A 15,479-nucleotide genomic window follows, 5' to 3' on the forward strand; every position below is an offset into this window, starting at 1 on the left:
ATCAGGCCGGGCGGCGAGCCGCCAGCTCGTCGGGCGTCGCGGCATCCGCTTCAGCCTGCTTGGGCTGACCGATGCCGAGCTTCTGCTTGATCTTGGTCTCGATCTCGGCTGCCACATCGGTGTTCTTCAGCAGGAAGTTGCGGGAGTTCTCCTTGCCCTGACCGAGCTGCTCGCCCTCGTACGTGTACCACGCACCCGACTTCTTGACGATGCCGTGCTCGACGCCGAAGTCGATGAGGCTGCCCTCGCGGGAGATCCCGACCCCGTAGAGGATGTCGAACTCCGCCTGCTTGAAGGGAGGCGCCATCTTGTTCTTGACGACCTTCACACGTGTGCGGTTGCCCACGGCCTCTGAGCCGTCCTTCAGCGTCTCGATGCGACGGATGTCGAGGCGGACGGACGCGTAGAACTTGAGCGCCTTACCGCCGGCGGTGGTCTCGGGCGAACCGAAGAACACACCGATCTTCTCGCGGAGCTGGTTGATGAAGATCGCGGTCGTCTTCGTCTGGTTCAGACCACCCGTGATCTTGCGGAGGGCCTGCGACATGAGGCGCGCCTGGAGACCCACGTGGGAGTCACCCATCTCACCCTTGATCTCGGCCTCGGGGACGAGCGCGGCGACGGAGTCGATGACGACGAGGTCGATGGCGCCGGAGCGGATCAGCATGTCCGCGATCTCGAGCGCCTGCTCACCCGTGTCGGGCTGCGAGACGAGCAGGGCGTCGATGTCGACGCCCAGCTTCTCGGCGTAGGCGGGGTCGAGGGCGTGCTCGGCATCGATGAAGGCGGCGATGCCACCGGCGCGCTGCGTGTTCGCGATCGCGTGCAGCGTCAGCGTCGTCTTACCCGAGGACTCCGGACCGTAGATCTCCACGACACGGCCGCGGGGGATGCCGCCGATGCCGAGCGCGACGTCGAGCGCGATGGAACCGGTCGGGATGACCTCGACGGGAGCGCGCTCGTCGCTGCCCAGTCGCATGATCGATCCTTTGCCGAACTGGCGATCGATCTGGGCGAGGGCCGATTCGAGGGCCTTCTCGCGGTCGGCAGGTGATGGCATGTCGTGCTCCTTCGTGCTCGCGGTTCCGTCGCCCGTAGGCTGTCGCGATCGTCACCGACGGTTCGGATTCTGCGACAGGGCGGGGGTGTCATCTGACGTCGTTCACGTTAGGAGGACCCTCCGACATCCATCTGCCGGCGCCTGCTTCCGTGGATGACGTCTCTACGACACCCGCTGTGAAGAAGACTACGCCCGTATCGAACGCATCTTCGATATGACACGCCGGTCAGCGCCGCGGATCGAGCCGTCCTGCCCCGTGTCGGCGGGCGACGGGGACGTCGGTCTCCGCGCAGAGCGCGTACCAGACCTCGCGCGGCGGGACGCCGGCGTCCAGCGCTTCGCGCGCCGTCTTGTTACCCACGGCGGAAAGCACCAGATCCGAGACGAGGGCGGCCCCCCCGGCACCGAACTCGTCCGAGACGGCGCGATCGAACTCGCTGTGACGCATCGAGCGGTCAGCGCAGCGACAGCTCGGGAGCGGGGACGTCCTCTCCCAGCGACGCGAGGTCGTCCGGGACGACGTCGCCCAGCGAGTGCAGGCCCTCCAGCACGGAGATGCGCTCGCCCACCTCGCGCATGATGGCGGAGATCGGCACATCCAGTGCCTCGGCGACGGCGGCGAGGATCTCGCTCGACGCCTCCTTCTGCCCGCGCTCGACCTCGCTCAGGTAGCCGAGGGCCACACTGGCCTTGCCGGACACCTGGCGGAGGGTGTGACCCTTCTGCAGACGGAAGTCGCGGAGGACGTCACCGATCTCTTGACGAACCAGGATCATGCGTGGGCCCTCCCTCTGCTGCGATCCACCGAATCCCTTGCGGGGGAACCACGGTACAACACGTTCGATGTCACCCTAGACCCCGAGCGCTGGGGAATGGATGGGAATCACCGAGACGTAACGTGCTCGGAACGAGCGCTATTCCCGCCTCAGAGAGCGTCGACGGCGAGCGTGATCGCACGGGCTGCCGCAGCCGTGCGGATCTCGTCCCGGTCGCCCTCCAGCAGGAGCGACTCGACCCGTGATCCGAGCGGCGTGGAGACGGCGATGTGCACCGTCCCCACCGGCTGCCCGTCCGACGACACCGGTCCGGCGATCCCCGTCGTGGCGATGCCGACGTCGGCCGGCTCAGCGCCCCCGACGGTGCGACGGACGCCGTCCGCCATCTGGCGCGCCACCCGCGGATGCACGGGACCGTGGGCCTCGAGGAGGGTCGCGTCGACCCCGAGGAGCCGCTCCTTCAGATCGGTGGCGTAGGCGACGACGCCGCCGCGGAAGACGGCCGACGCACCCGACACCGAGACGACGGATGCCGCGACGAGGCCGCCCGTGAGCGACTCGGCGACACCGAGGGTCCACCCCAGTTCCTTCAGTCGCTCGACGAGCCGCTCGGACTCGGAGCGGGGTCCGCTGGCGACCGCGGTCTGCTCGAGCTCCTCGGGGAGTTCGCTGGGCGTCCGGCGCATCATGGCTTCCTCGAGGTGCGGGAGCGGAGCGCGGTGACGACGTAGTCGATCCCGCTGGCGACGGTCAGGACGACGGCCGCGCTCATCGTGATCGTGTTGACGACGTGGATCCACTCCCCCACGGCCGTCCAGAGCGGTAGGAGGGCGAGCGAGAGGGCCACGGCCTGCGCGACCGTCTTCAGCTTGCCCATCCAGGCGGCCGCCACCACGTGGTCGGTGGCCACGACGAGGCGGTGCACCGTGATCCCGAGTTCGCGCACGAGGACGAGGACGACGACCCAGACGGGCAGTTCCCCGAGGATGGACAGCGACACGAAGGCGGCGCCGGTCAGCACCTTGTCGGCGATCGGATCGAGCAGCTTGCCGAGGTCCGTCACGATGTCGTGCTTGCGGGCGAGATACCCGTCGATGCCGTCCGTCGCGATCGCGACGATGAACAGCACCGCCGCCCACCACCGGAGCGGGCCGTCCGAGCCGCCGTCGGCGAGGAGCATCCAGACGAACACCGGCGCGCACAGGATGCGCAGGATCGTGATGGCGTTCGGGAGCTGCCGGGGGATCGTCACGGTCCGAGCCTATCGAGCCGCGGACACCCGACCTCAGTCGCGGCCCGTGAGACCCCAGGCATCCTCATCGCCCTCGGACTCGACGACCTCGTAGCCTTCGAACTGCTGCGTCACCGCGTCGGGCCCATACGGGTCGGCCGCAGGAGTCGACACAGGCGTCGCGTCCGCCGGAGGCTCCTCGCCGCGGAGGCGGGCGAGGACGGCGGGCAGCTCGTCGGGGGTGACGAGCACGTCGCGGGCCTTGGAACCCTCGGAGGGACCGACGATCTCGCGCGCCTCGAGGAGGTCCATGAGGCGACCCGCCTTCGCGAAGCCGACCCGGAGCTTGCGCTGCAGCATCGACGTCGACCCGAACTGGGTCGTGATGATCTGCTCGGCGGCGGCGAGGAGCAGCTCGAGGTCGTCACCGATGTCGGCGTCGATCTCCTTCTTCTCGACGATCGCCTCGACGTCCTTGCGGTACTCGGGTCGCGCCTGGTTCTTGACGTGCGCGACGACCTTCTCGATCTCCTTCTCGGCGACCCACGCGCCCTGGACGCGCACGGCCTTGGAGGCACCCATCGGGAGGAAGAGCCCGTCGCCCTGTCCGATGAGGCGGTCGGCGCCGGGCTGGTCGAGGATGACGCGCGAGTCGGTGACGCTCGTCACCGCGAACGCGAGACGGGACGGGACGTTCGCCTTGATCAGACCCGTCACGACGTCGACCGACGGCCGCTGCGTCGCGAGGACGAGGTGGATACCGGAGGCACGGGCCAACTGCGTGATGCGGACGATCGAGTCCTCGACGTCGCGGGGGGCGACCATCATGAGGTCCGCGAGCTCGTCGACCACGACCAGCAGGTAGGGATAGGGCTTCAGGACGCGCTCGCTGCCGGCGGGGAGCTGGATCTCGCCCGCCACGACGGCGCGGTTGAAGTCGTCGATGTGGCGGAATCCGAACGACGCGAGGTCGTCGTACCGCATGTCCATCTCCTTCACGACCCACTGCAGCGCTTCGGCAGCCTTCTTGGGGTTCGTGATGATGGGCGTGATGAGGTGCGGCACGCCGGCGTACGAGGTGAGCTCGACCCGCTTGGGGTCGATGAGCACCATGCGGACGTCCGACGGCTTCGCGCGCATCAGCAGACTCGTGATCATCGAGTTCACGAAGCTCGACTTGCCCGAACCAGTCGAGCCCGCGACCAGGAGGTGGGGCATCTTGGCGAGGTTCGCGACGACGTAGCCGCCGCCGACGTCCTTGCCGATGCCGATCGTCATGGGATGCGTCGCCTGCTGCGCGTTGGGCGAGCGCAGGACGTCGCCGAGCGTGACGATCTCGCGGTCGGTGTTGGGGATCTCGACACCGATCGCGCTCTTGCCCGGGATCGGGGCGAGGATGCGGACCTCGTTGGAGGCGACGGCGTAGGCGATGTTGTTGGTGAGCGCGGTGATGCGCTCGACCTTGACCCCGGACCCCAGAGCGATCTCGTACTGGGTCACGGTCGGTCCGCGCGAGAAACCGGTCACCTTCGCGTCGATGGAGAACTGCTCGAAGACGCCCATGATGGCGCGGACCATCGCGTCGTTCGCCTCGGAGCGCGCCTTGTGCGGCGTGCCGGCGGCGAGCGCGTCGGCGGACGGGAGCCGGTAGTCCGCGGCATCCGGGTCGACGGAGTCGAGGTTCGCGGCCACGAAGTCCGGCAGCGGCGGAACAGGCGGCACGTCCCCGTCCGCGGCGTCGCGTTTGCGGCCCGGCGTACGGGGCGCGGCGGGCGCGATGATCTCCGTCACGGCATCCGGCGTCACCTCGGGCCCCGGCGTCGTCACCGGGTTGTCGAAGCTGCCGTCGCCGCTGGCCTCGAGGAGCGCCGTCAGGTCGTCGGCGCCCAGTCCGCCGTCGGCGTCCTCTTCGCGGCCGGACTTGTTGCGCCGCCACCAGGGCAGCGACTCCCCCTCGTCCTCGGGTGCGTCGAAGGCGACCGTCGGTCCGGTCCGACCCTGGGACGGCGCGTCGTCGGCCTCGGAGCGCTCGGCGCCGAACATCCAGGCGTACAGGTCGCCGAGGCGTCGCCCGATGCGGTTCGGCGGTGTCTTGGTGAGGATCAGGACGCTGAGGAACGCGAGCAGGCCCAGCACGATGCCGGCCCCGATCTCGGTGAGCACCGTCAACGGTTCGCCGATGGCCCACCCGAAGAGGCCGCCCGCGGCGCTCAGTGCGGCGAGGCCCTCGCTCGGCTGCGGTCGGTCCGCGACGACGTGGCAGAAGCCGGCGACCGCGAGGATGAACAGGCCCGCGCCGATGCCGATCCGGCCGTTGTCGTGGACGGAGGGCGGATGCCGGAAGAGCCACCCCGCGAGCAGGAGCAGGATGACGGGGAAGACGAACGCCTCGCGGCCGATGAGCGCACCCACGGTGTAGGCGCTGATGTTGGTGCCGACCTCGGTCCCGATGAGGAACCACTCGACGACGGCGCCGGCGATCGCCATGAGGACGAGGAGGAACGGGAACCCGTCGCGCCGCTGGTCCTTCTCGAGCGATTCGGAGCCGAAGGCGCGGAACATGCCGCCCGCCACGTGCGCGAGCCCCAGCCAGGCGCGGACCAGGACCGGGGGACGCTCGACGTCGTCGACGTATCGCTTCGGGGCCGGTTCGGCCTTTCGACGAGGCGTGGGCTCGGCTTTCTTCGCGCGCGCCGAGGAGCCCGACGCGGAGGCGCGGGGTTTGCTGGCCGGACTGCTGCTCCTGGGCATACCTTCCACGGTAGGCGCGAGGACCGACATGTGCCCGGATTGACGCGACCCCTCGCCGGTATCCGCGGTCAGCCGAGGCGCATGACCATCGTGTCGCGGCCGAACCCGCTGCGCGTGACCGCGAACCCCTCGCTCCGGTAGAGGACCTGGGCGAAGTTCCCCCGCTCGACCGACAGGCAGATGCGCGCGCGGCCCTCGGTACGGGCCTCGTCGCACAGTCGCCGCAGGAGCGCACGCCCGACGCCGTGCGAACGCCACAGCGGTTTCACCCCGATGATGAGCTCGGGCACCCCCGTGCCGACGTACCCGAAGCCGGGATCGTTCGGCGGCATCGTCCGGTACCACGCGGCCCCGATCTGTTCCGCGCCGGCGACGGCGACGAATCCGACGTCACCGGGCCGCATCCACCCCGACAGGTACCTGCTGTAGTCGGGATGCGACAAGATCTCGTGTCGCGGGCGCGCCGCACCGGGCCGCCAGTTGGCGGCCTCGACGACCATGTCGCCGAGGAACACCCCGTCCGTTTGAACGGCCGGGCGCAGCGACCACGACTCGGGCATGCCCGAATGGTAGCGGCCTCGTCAGGCTTCGATCACCATGGGGACGATCATCGGCCGGCGACGCAGCGACTGGTTGACCCAGCGCCCGATCGTGCGGCGCACGACCTGCTGCAGGGCGTGCTGGTCGCGGACACCCGACTGGGCGGCGTCGGTGAGCGCCTGGGCGATCTTCGGCTTCACGGAGTCGAACACCGCGTCGTCCTCCGCGACGCCGCGCGCGTGGATCTCGGGGCCCGTCACGATGCGGCCGGTCGCGGCATCCACCACGACGATGACGGAGATGAACCCCTCCTCGCCCAGGATGCGACGGTCCTTCAGGTCGGCGTCCGTGATCTCGCCGACGGACGACCCGTCGACGTACACGAAGCCGAGGTCGAGCTGACCCACGACACGAGCCACCCCGTCCTTCAGGTCGATGACGGTGCCGTTCTCGGCGAGGATCGTGTTCTCGGCGGGGATGCCGCTGTCCTGCGCGAGCTTGGCGTTCGCCATGAGGTGGCGGTACTCGCCGTGGACGGGCAGGACGTTCTTCGGCTTCAGGATGTTGTAGCAGTAGAGGAGCTCACCGGCGGCGGCGTGGCCCGAGACGTGGACCTTCGCGTTCGCCTTGTGGACGACGTTCGCCCCGAGCTTGGTCAGCCCGTCGATCACGCGGTACACGGCGTTCTCGTTGCCCGGGATGAGGCTCGAGGCCAGGATGACCGTGTCGCCCTCGCCCGGCTCGATCGCGTGGTCGAGGTTCGCCATCCGCGACAGCACGGCCATCGGCTCGCCCTGCGAACCCGTCGACATGTAGACGATGCGATCGTCGGGGAGGTCCTTGGCCTTCTTGTAGTCGATCAGGACGCCGTCGGGGACGTGGAGGTAGCCGAGCTGCTCGGCGATCGTCATGTTGCGGACCATCGACCGGCCGAGGAACGCGACCCGCCGGCCGTGAGCAGCGGCAGCGTCGATGACCTGCTGGACGCGGTGCACGTGGCTCGAGAAGCTCGCGACGATGACGCGGCGCGGCGCCTTGCCGATCACCTGATCGAGCACCGGCCCGATGGCGCGCTCGAGCGGGGTAAAGCCGGGGACGTCGGCGTTCGTGGAGTCGACGAGGAAGAGGTCGACCCCCTCCTCGCCGAGACGGGCGAACGCGCGGAGGTCCGTGAGGCGACCGTCGAGCGGCAGCTGGTCCATCTTGAAGTCGCCCGTCGCGAGGACGAGGCCCGCGGGGGTGCGGATGCCGACGGCCAGCGCATCCGGGATGGAGTGGTTCACCGCGACGAACTCGAGGTCGAAGGGGCCCACCTGCTCGCGCTGCCCCTCCTTCACCGTGAGCGTGTACGGCTTGATCCGGTGCTCCTTGAGCTTCGCCTCGACGAGGGCGAGGGTCAGCTGCGACCCGATGAGGGGGATGTCGCCCTTGCGCTTGAGCAGGTAGGGCACCGCACCGATGTGATCCTCGTGACCGTGCGTGAGGACGACGCCGACGATGTCGTCGAGCCGGCCGCGGATCGCCTCGAAGTCGGGCAGGATCAGGTCGACGCCGGGCTGGTGCTCCTCGGGGAAGAGCACGCCGCAGTCGACGATGAGCAGCTTGCCGTCGAACTCGAAGACCGTCATGTTGCGGCCGACCTCACCGAGTCCGCCGACGGGGGTCACCCGGAGCGTGCCGGGCGCGAGTGCTTCAGGGGCGGAGACGGGAGTGGTCATCGAGTTGTTCCATGCACCTTCGGGAGGGCGCCGCCGGCGGCGGCATTGCGGTCAGGTCGGAAGTTGGAGAAGTCGGCACCGACGACATCCGTGACGAGGGCGAGCTCGTCCTCGATGAGGGCGGCTTCCCACTCCTCCGGCCCGACGAGCGGCAGACGCACGCGCGGGCTGGAGATGCGGCCGAGTCCGTGGAGGATGTACTTCGCACTCACGGTGCCCGGGACGTGGGTCATCACGGCGCGGACGAGGGGTTCGAGCTTCTGGTGCGCGGCGGTCGCGGTCTTCAGGTCGCCCCGGTTCACGGCATCCACGATCACCCGGTAGGGAGCGGACGTGATGTTCGCCGTGACGCCGATGAGGCCGGCGGCGCCGATCGAGAGGTGCGGCAGGACGTTGGCGTCGTCGCCCGAGAAGTACAGCAGGTCAGTCTGGTTGAGGACGCGGCTGACCTCGCTGAAGTCGCCCTTGGCGTCCTTCACCGCGAGGATGTTCGGGTGCTTGGCGAGGCGCAGGATCGTCTCGTACTTGATCGGGACACCCGTGCGCCCGGGGATGTCGTAGAGGATGACGGGCAGGTCCGTCGCGTCGGCGACGAGGCGGAAATGCGTCAGGATGCCGGCCTGGGTGGGCTTGTTGTAGTACGGCGTGACGATCATGATGCCGTCCGCGCCGGCCTTCTCGCTCGCCTTGTAGAGCTCGATCGCGTGAGCGGTCTCGTTGGAGCCGCCGCCCGTGATGATCTTGGCGCGTCCCGAGGAGACGGACTTGCCGACCTCGACGAGCTTCAGCTTCTCGGCATCCGTCAGCGTGCTGGTCTCACCGGTCGTGCCGGTCACGACGATGCCGTCGGCGCCGCCGGTGATGACGTCGTCGATGTGCTTCTCGACCGCGGGCCAATCGACCTCGCCGTCGGCCGTCATCGGAGTGACGAGCGCGACGAGCACCTGACCGAACGGATTGGCGGAGTGCGTCATGGTTCCCAGGGTACCGGTCGGGGTCCGTCGGTCGTGCGGGGTGGTGGTGACAGATGCACGATCCGTGGGATGGGTGTCTACTCGATATCTCGGGCCTTTGTCTCCGTCACCGCTGCTCGTGCATCCGTCGCCGACTGCGAGCGAGGGTGCCGAGGATCGCGCGCTCGACTCGGGGCCAGTCGTGGACGATGAGGGCGTAGTCGAACCGCAGCGTCTCGTACCCCGCAGCGGCGGCTTCGGCATCCCGCACGAGGTCGCGGTGCCGCTGAGCGGGGCCGTCGTGGTTCAGCCGCCCGTCGACTTCCAGGATGATCCGACCCGCGAGGACGAAGTCCACCCTGCCGACACCCGCGACGAGGACCTGGGACTCCAGACGGATGCCGAGACGCGACAGCCGCAAGCGGAGGAGAGATTCGATCCCACTCTCGGCGTCCGGCCGCGCGATGTCGACGAGATGTCGGAACCGCGCAGGGATGCCCTGCCGCACGAGCGCCCGGTCGGACCCGGTCAGGAGACCGAGGTGCCAGGCGGACTCGAATGCCGCGAAGAATCCCTCGGCTCCGAGGCAGCGGACGGACTGGATGAGGGCGTGCACGACCGAGACCACACCGAAAGCGGCTCGGCCCTCGTCCCGGTGGGTCGTGCATCGGCATCCGTCGTGAGGATGGACACGCGCGTCCGGCCCCACCCAGACGTGCAGGCCGACCGGATGCTCGAGTACCCAGACACCATGGTGGCGCAGTGCGGAGGCACAGCACAGCTCGCCCCCGTGCGCGGCCGCGAGCCGGGTCGACGCATCTACCTCGGGCACCGCGTACACGCCGTTCCGGACGCGGACCAGGGCGCCGCGATCCGCTGCACGGGTGAGTTGTGCCCGCGTCGCCCCTCGGCGACACAGCTGCGCAGACCTCGCGATACCGCCGAGGACGCGGACGTGATGGGCGACTGTCGCGGCATCCATCCGTCGAGCCTCGTCGCCCACGGCACTGCAGGGTCCCCGCAGCCGCGGCTTCGCGGAGAGCGAGTTCGTGCGGCGTTGTGTGGAGAGTGCGACGGATGCACGGTCGGTGGGGACCTCGTCGCCCAAATCGGCCGTCTCGGCGCATTCCGCACCAACGGTCGTGCAAGCGTGAGCCGACGCGCGCGAACGCGGTGTTCCGGGTCAGCGGCCGCGGGAGGCGGCGGGCACCACCACGCGGTCGGGCAGCAGCTGTGAGACGGCGACGAGAGCCTTGTACCGGAACGAGGGGATGCTGACGGCACGGCCGCGGGCGGCGTCGCGCAGCGTGGTGCGCACCACTTGAGCGGCCTCCAGCCACATCCATCCGGGGACGCCCTCCTGACCGGGCGGCAGGCCGAGCCGCTCGTGGAAGTTCGTGTGGACGAAGCCCGGACACACCGCCGTGACCGTCACGCCGCGGGGCGCGTAGACGGCGTTCGCCCACCGGCTGAAACTCACGACCCACGCCTTGGCGGCTCCGTACGTGCCCCGCGGGACCAGCCCCGCCACCGAGGCGACGTTCAGGATGCGGCCACTGCCGCGCTCGAGCATTGCGGGCAGCGCGGCACGGGTGAGACGCATCGTCACCTCGGCGTGGAGCTCGAGGTGGCGGGCCTCCTCGTCGATGTCGCTCTCCTCGAACGCGCGGCGCAGGCCGTAGCCGGCGCAGTTGACGAGCACGTCGACACCCGCCGCGCGCTCCTCGACGCGCCGCCGCTCGGCGGGATCGAGCAGGTCGGCCACGAGGAGCTCGGCCCGTCCTCCGGCCGCCGCGATCTCGTCGACGAGAGCGCGCAGCGCGTCGGCGTCGCGGCCGACGAGGACGACCTCGGCGCCGCGGGACGACAACTGACGGGCGTACTCTGCGCCGATCCCGGAGCTGGCTCCGGTGACGAGGGCGGTGCGACTCATGCGCGCCAGCCTAGGAGCGGGTCAGGGGGCGACGCGACCGTTCGCGTTGAAGGCGGCGTACGTGAGCGGCATGAGCTCGCGCCACACGTTCTCCATCTTCTCGGCGCACATCTCGATCTCGCGCTGCGGGAACGACGGGAAGTGCGTGCCCTCGCGGGTGGTGCGCAGCGACAGGAAATTCATCAGCGACCGGGCGTTCACCGTCACGTACATCGAGGACATGATGTTCAGCGGCAGGACGATGCGGGCGACCTCGCGGGCGATGCCGGCGTCCAGCATCCGCTGATAGCTCTCGAAAGCGGCGACGGATGCCGCGCGCGTCTCGCGGGCGACGAGCTCGACCTGCTCCTCGGACCCGGGGAGGAACTGGTAGGCGCCGGGCTTGCCGACCTGGACGAGATTGCGCTCGGGGGCCGGGACGTAGAAGACGGGACGCAGCTCGCGGTAGCGGCCCGACTCCTCGTTGTAGGACGCCATGCGGTGCCGCATGAATTCGCGGAACACGAAGATCGGCGCCTGGACGTAGAAGGTCATCGAGTTGTGCTCGAACGGCGAACCGTGGCGGTCGCGCATGAGGTAGTTGATGAGGCCGCGGTCGCGCCCCGTCGCCTCGGTGCCCTCGGCGGCGGCCTCGAGGGTCTGCTCGCCCTGGGTCGAGACCCGGGCCGCGAAGAGCACGTCACTGTCGGATGCCGACGAGCGCACCAGCTCGACGGTGACATCGCTGCGGAACTCGATCTCGGGGCTGTCGGCGCGCTCACTCACGGCTCACACACTACCCGCCGGGGTGACGCCGGATGACGCCGCGGCGCCCCGACACCGCGGCCGGCATTACTGTGGAGCGGTCATGGAACTCCTCCCCGCCATCGTCGTGCTGACCGCGCTGCTCGCGGTCACCGTCGGCATCGGTCTCACGCTGCGGTGGCGGCAGAACCGGCCGCGTCCCTTCGACCCGCAGGAAGTCGTCGAGCCGACCCGCCTGGGCGCGGAGCGGCTCGGCGACGAGGCGACCCTGCTGCAGTTCAGCACCGAGATGTGCGGCCGGTGCCCGGGCGTCCACCGCACGCTCCGCGAGATCGCGGACGAGCGGGACGGGGTCATCCACCTCGACGTCGACCTCACCCACCGCGTCGACATCGCGCAGCACTTCCGGGTCCTGCAGACCCCGACCACCCTCATCCTCGACAAGCACGGCATCGTGCGCTCCCGGTTCGGCGGCACACCCGGACGCCAGGTCGTCGAGATGGAGCTCGACCGGGTGACCACGGGAGCCGGCCGTGGCTGAGGTGCGCGGGATCGATCCACGCGGGCCGCGGTTCGCGGCATCCGTCACGTCGGTGCTGCTGCTCGTTGCGACGCTGCTGGCGCTGCTGGGGAGCTCGACCGCTCACACCGACGCCGGATTCGGCTGGCTCGGCCCGCTGGGCGGCGGCATGTTCATCGTCCCGGTCCAGGGCTGGGTGCTTCCGTTCACACCGCTGCCGGCGCGCCTCCTCGACCCCGGCTTCCTCGCCGTCCTCGTGATCGCGGTGCTGTTCCTGTGGGGTGTGATCTCGCCGCGCACGGCGCCGTGGGGTGTGCTCTACCGCCGCCTCATCCAGCCCCGCCTCGCTCCCCCGACCGACCTCGAGGACCCCCGCCCGCCCCGTTTCGCCCAGGGCGTCGGACTCTTCGTCACCACCGTCGGTCTGCTGCTCCACGTGATGGGCGTCCCGGTGGCGCTCCCGATCGCCGCGGGCCTCGCCTTCATGGCCGCGTTCCTCAACGCCGTGTTCGGGCTGTGCCTCGGATGCCAGTTGTGGCTGGTCCTGCAGCGCGTCGGCCTCGTGGGCCGTACCGCCTGACGCTCCGCTGCGGCCGCGTCAAGTCATATCGCACGCTCATGGACGAGGTTTAGGCTCGGCAGCGATCCGTCACGACCACGACCGAGGAGACACCATGAGCGTCACGAGCGAAGCCACCACCAGCTGGAAGGGCACCCTGTTCGAAGGGGCGGGCGAGGTCGCCCTCGAGAGCTCCAACCAGGGACCGTTCGCCGTGAACTGGAAGGCGCGCAGCGAGGGATCCACCTCGGTGACGACGCCCGAGGAACTCATCGCCGCCGCACACTCGTCGTGCTTCAGCATGGCCCTCTCCAACGCCCTCGCCGAGAACGGCACCCCGCCCGAGAGCGTCGAGACCACGGCATCCGTCACCTTCATCCCCGGCTCCGGGATCACCGGCTCGCACCTGAACGTCAACGCGTCGGTGCCCGGCCTCTCGGCGGAGGACTTCGACCGCATCGCCAACGAGGCGAAGGCGGGATGCCCCGTCTCGGCAGCCCTCTCCGGCATCGAGATCACGCTCGAGGCGACGCTTGCCTGATCGCCGCGTCGTCGTCTCGGGGGCGTCGGGTCTGATCGGACGGGCGCTCGTCGATTCGCTGCGGGCCGACGGGTACACCGTCACGCGACTCGTCCGCCACGAGGCGCAGGCCCCCGACGAGGTCACCTGGGCGCCGGGCGATTCGCCGCTCGACCCCCAGGTGCTCGCGGGGGCTGCGGCCGTCGTGAACTTCAACGGCGCGACGATCGGGCGCTTCCCGTGGACGCCGTCCTACAAGAAGACGCTGGTGTGGTCGCGCATCCATCCGACGCAGACACTCGCCCGCGCCCTCCGCGAGCTCGGGGACGAGGCGCCGTTGTTCGTGAGCTCCTCGGCGACCGGGTACTACCCGCCCGACGCGCACGGCCGGACCTTCGACGAGTCGGGTCCGCGCGGCGACGCGTTCCTGTCCGACCTCTGCGGCGAGTGGGAGTCCGCGGCGACCGCATCGGGCGTCCGCACCGCGCTGCTGCGCACCGCCCCCGTCGTCCACCGGGACGGCGTGCTGAAGCCGCTGCTGCTGCTCACCAAGCTCGGCCTGTCGGGGCCGCTCGGCCGCGGCACGCAGGTGTGGCCGTGGATCTCGCTCGAGGACGAGGTCCGTGCGATCCGCCACATCATCGACCGCGGGATCACGGGACCGGTCAACCTGACGGGGCCCGAACGCGCCACCGCGAACGACCTCGGCTTCGCGCTGGCACGCCGCCTGAACCGCCCGTACGTGCTGCGCGCGCCCCTGTGGGCGGTCCGGCTCGTGCTCGGCAAGGACGCGGTCGAGGCACTGCTCGCCAACGACACGCACGTCGTCCCGGCGGTGCTGCTCGAGTCGGGCTTCACGTTCCGGCATCCGACCGTCGAGGACGCCGTGGCGGCGGCCGTCTGACCGGTCAGCCGCGACGGTCGGCGCGCTCGCGCGAGATCGCGGTGCGGATGGCGCTGCGTGCACGCCGGCGGTCGCCCGCACCGTCGTAAAGGAGCCCCATCCGGTACCAGGCGCGCCAGTCGTCGGGGTCGCGCTCGACGGCGTCGCGGTACGCCGGGAAGAGCGCATGGGCCTCGGCCTGCACGGGGCGTCCGCTCGGGCGCAGCGACAGTTCCTCCTCCGGCAGGCCGCCCTCGGCCTCGAGTCGTCGGCCGAGCCGCTGCGCTCCCAGGCCGAAGCTCAGCTCCCGCCACAGCGCCCACACCGCCACGACGGGCAGGAGCACGAGGGCGATCCCCATCGCGATGCCCACCGGATCGCCGCTCGCCACGAGCAGCACGGCGCGCTGCGCGACGAGGGCGATGTAGAGGACGAGGACGACGGCGACGATCCCGACGCCGATGCGGGTCCTCATCGGGCGGTCGTCGCGGCGACCTGGCCCGAGACGTCCCCGTCGGCGACCGGCACGGTGCGGGACGTGTGCGGCATCCGGATCCCGATGTCGATCATCGCGTCGAGACCGACGACGATCCCCGACGCGTCGCGCGCGGCATCGAGTGCCACGCGGATGCCGGGGGCATAGGCCGCGGCAGGGTCCACGGTGTCGTGGACGATCGTGAGCGACTCCCCCGGCCCCGACAGGATCGTCTCCTGGCGAGCGATGACGCCCGGACGGCGGAGCGAGTGGACGGGGACGCTCGCGATCTGCTGACCCCGCGCGCGCTGGTCGACGTGCGGCGCCTCGACGGGTCCGACCTCCGACCGCGCCGCGGCGATGAGCTCCGCGGTGCGGACGGCCGTGCCGCTGGGCGAATCGACCTTCGTCTCGCGGTGGGTCTCGACGATCTCGATCGAGGGGAAGAAGGGAGCGGATGCCGCGGCCAGCGCGGACCCGATCACCGAACCCAGCGAGAAGTTCGGGATGAAGACGGCGCCCGTGCCGGCGGCATCCACCAGCGGGCGGACGAGGGCGATGCGCTCGGCGGACCATCCGGAGGTGCCGACGAGGACGTTCTTGCCGCGCTCGATCGCGGCGCGGACGACGTCGATCGACACGGCCGGGGTCGAAGCGTCGACGACGAGATCGGCCCCGTCGAGCTCGGCGAGGTCGCTCGAGGACCCGAGGACGGCGACCGTCTCGTATCCGTCGGTCGCTGCGATCACCTGGGAGATGATCCCGCCGAGTTTGCCGGTCCCGCCCACGAGGGCCACGCGCGTCGTCATGCCACCA

The 15,479-nt window shown here is 70.1% G+C and carries 18 protein-coding genes; 4 read left to right on the plus strand and 14 right to left on the minus strand.

Annotated elements, in window-relative coordinates; translation table 11 throughout:
* Position 1: 1 nt before the first annotated feature.
* From recA to thyX, 12 genes are all read right to left on the minus strand, one after another.
* Positions 2-1,060, minus strand: a complete 1,059-nt coding sequence (gene recA, locus Q9S71_RS00225) for a recombinase RecA (RefSeq protein WP_253034316.1) — start codon at positions 1,058-1,060, stop codon at positions 2-4.
* 226 nt (positions 1,061-1,286) lie between these two features.
* On the minus strand, positions 1,287-1,508 hold the full coding sequence (locus tag Q9S71_RS00230; RefSeq protein ID WP_311859943.1) for a DUF3046 domain-containing protein: 222 nt from the start codon (positions 1,506-1,508) through the stop codon (positions 1,287-1,289).
* A 7-nt stretch (positions 1,509-1,515) separates the two neighbouring features.
* On the minus strand, positions 1,516-1,836 hold the full coding sequence (locus Q9S71_RS00235) for a helix-turn-helix domain-containing protein (protein ID WP_311859944.1): 321 nt from the start codon (positions 1,834-1,836) through the stop codon (positions 1,516-1,518).
* Positions 1,837-1,985: 149 nt separating this feature from the next.
* Complete coding sequence (locus Q9S71_RS00240) at positions 1,986-2,522, minus strand: CinA family protein (protein WP_217531378.1); 537 nt, start codon at positions 2,520-2,522, stop codon at positions 1,986-1,988.
* Positions 2,522-3,088, minus strand: coding sequence for a CDP-diacylglycerol--glycerol-3-phosphate 3-phosphatidyltransferase (gene pgsA, locus Q9S71_RS00245; RefSeq protein WP_311859945.1), 567 nt, complete (start codon positions 3,086-3,088; stop codon positions 2,522-2,524). Before pgsA ends, Q9S71_RS00240 begins: the two co-directional genes overlap by 1 nt.
* A gap of 33 nt (positions 3,089-3,121) precedes the next feature.
* On the minus strand, positions 3,122-5,818 hold the full coding sequence (locus tag Q9S71_RS00250; RefSeq protein ID WP_311859946.1) for an FtsK/SpoIIIE family DNA translocase: 2,697 nt from the start codon (positions 5,816-5,818) through the stop codon (positions 3,122-3,124).
* A 68-nt stretch (positions 5,819-5,886) separates the two neighbouring features.
* Positions 5,887-6,378: a GNAT family N-acetyltransferase gene (locus tag Q9S71_RS00255; RefSeq protein ID WP_311859947.1), complete on the minus strand. Its 492-nt coding sequence runs from the start codon at positions 6,376-6,378 to the stop codon at positions 5,887-5,889.
* A 21-nt stretch (positions 6,379-6,399) separates the two neighbouring features.
* Positions 6,400-8,076 carry a ribonuclease J gene (locus tag Q9S71_RS00260; protein ID WP_311859948.1) on the minus strand — a complete coding sequence of 559 codons (1,677 nt, stop codon included), beginning with the start codon at positions 8,074-8,076 and terminating at the stop codon, positions 6,400-6,402.
* A complete protein-coding gene (gene dapA, locus Q9S71_RS00265) occupies positions 8,073-9,050 on the minus strand; it encodes a 4-hydroxy-tetrahydrodipicolinate synthase (RefSeq protein WP_311859949.1) in 978 nt (325 codons plus the stop codon). Before dapA ends, Q9S71_RS00260 begins: the two co-directional genes overlap by 4 nt.
* A 106-nt stretch (positions 9,051-9,156) precedes the next feature.
* A complete protein-coding gene (locus Q9S71_RS00270) occupies positions 9,157-9,657 on the minus strand; it encodes a DUF559 domain-containing protein (protein WP_311861640.1) in 501 nt (166 codons plus the stop codon).
* A 555-nt stretch (positions 9,658-10,212) separates the two neighbouring features.
* Positions 10,213-10,962, minus strand: coding sequence for an SDR family NAD(P)-dependent oxidoreductase (locus tag Q9S71_RS00280; protein ID WP_311859950.1), 750 nt, complete (start codon positions 10,960-10,962; stop codon positions 10,213-10,215).
* Between the two features lie 21 nt (positions 10,963-10,983).
* On the minus strand, positions 10,984-11,727 hold the full coding sequence (gene thyX, locus Q9S71_RS00285; RefSeq protein ID WP_217531385.1) for an FAD-dependent thymidylate synthase: 744 nt from the start codon (positions 11,725-11,727) through the stop codon (positions 10,984-10,986).
* Between the two features lie 82 nt (positions 11,728-11,809).
* On the opposite strand from thyX, the gene Q9S71_RS00290 reads away from it, so the two are divergent.
* The 4 genes from Q9S71_RS00290 (at position 11,810) to Q9S71_RS00305 (ending at position 14,209) form a co-directional block, all read left to right on the plus strand.
* Positions 11,810-12,247 carry a TlpA family protein disulfide reductase gene (locus Q9S71_RS00290; protein WP_311859951.1) on the plus strand — a complete coding sequence of 146 codons (438 nt, stop codon included), beginning with the start codon at positions 11,810-11,812 and terminating at the stop codon, positions 12,245-12,247.
* The gene (locus Q9S71_RS00295) at positions 12,240-12,806 is read left to right on the plus strand and encodes a DUF4395 domain-containing protein (RefSeq protein WP_311859952.1); all 567 of its coding nucleotides are present in this window, start codon (positions 12,240-12,242) and stop codon (positions 12,804-12,806) included. Before Q9S71_RS00290 ends, Q9S71_RS00295 begins: the two co-directional genes overlap by 8 nt.
* 94 nt (positions 12,807-12,900) lie before the next feature.
* On the plus strand, positions 12,901-13,326 hold the full coding sequence (locus Q9S71_RS00300; protein ID WP_311859953.1) for an OsmC family peroxiredoxin: 426 nt from the start codon (positions 12,901-12,903) through the stop codon (positions 13,324-13,326).
* The gene (locus Q9S71_RS00305) at positions 13,319-14,209 is read left to right on the plus strand and encodes a TIGR01777 family oxidoreductase (RefSeq protein ID WP_311859954.1); all 891 of its coding nucleotides are present in this window, start codon (positions 13,319-13,321) and stop codon (positions 14,207-14,209) included. Before Q9S71_RS00300 ends, Q9S71_RS00305 begins: the two co-directional genes overlap by 8 nt.
* 4 nt (positions 14,210-14,213) lie before the next feature.
* Here the strand turns inward: Q9S71_RS00305 and Q9S71_RS00310 are convergent, their stop codons facing one another.
* Both Q9S71_RS00310 and dapB read right to left on the minus strand, forming a co-directional pair.
* A complete protein-coding gene (locus tag Q9S71_RS00310) occupies positions 14,214-14,663 on the minus strand; it encodes a tetratricopeptide repeat protein (protein WP_311859955.1) in 450 nt (149 codons plus the stop codon).
* A complete protein-coding gene (dapB, locus tag Q9S71_RS00315) occupies positions 14,660-15,472 on the minus strand; it encodes a 4-hydroxy-tetrahydrodipicolinate reductase (protein ID WP_311859956.1) in 813 nt (270 codons plus the stop codon). Before dapB ends, Q9S71_RS00310 begins: the two co-directional genes overlap by 4 nt.
* Positions 15,473-15,479: the final 7 nt, after the last annotated feature.

Origin of the sequence: Microbacterium gawkjiense (genome assembly GCF_031932225.1) — a bacterium.
GTDB classification, from domain to species: Bacteria; Actinomycetota; Actinomycetes; order Actinomycetales; family Microbacteriaceae; genus Microbacterium; species Microbacterium gawkjiense.